A 427-nucleotide genomic window follows, 5' to 3' on the forward strand; every position below is an offset into this window, starting at 1 on the left:
GTAACCCATCCCCGCCGTTGGCTGCGCCGAAGATAGGCGTGATGTGACGATGATGCCTGCCAAAGCAGCAAGCAGGCCGCAAATCGCATAAACACCAATTTTGACTTTGTCGACGTTGATACCAGATAGACGTGTTGCGGATTCGTTCCCACCCAGTGCATACACATAGCGACCAAAGCGGGTGTGGTTAAGCAGATACCAGCGCGCAACACGATGACCATTAGCCATACGGGAACAGGAATACCCAACGCATAACCTGTACCGAACCAAGCGAATGCATCTGCCGTATCAGTGAATCCGGTAGAGATAGGACGGCCATCGGTGTAAACCATGGTAACGCCACGCAGCAGCGTCATCGTCACCAGCGTGGCGATAAAGGCTTGAACTTTGCCTTTGGCAATAATAACGCCGCTAATGGCACCCAACG

At 52.9% G+C, this 427-nt stretch carries 1 pseudogene; it reads right to left on the bottom strand.

The features are described 5' to 3' along the window. Window positions 1-427, bottom strand: a pseudogene (gene rbsC, locus CIK04_RS28370) (ribose ABC transporter permease); the annotation flags it as partial.

The sequence above is a fragment of the Vibrio sp. 03_296 genome (assembly GCF_002265885.1).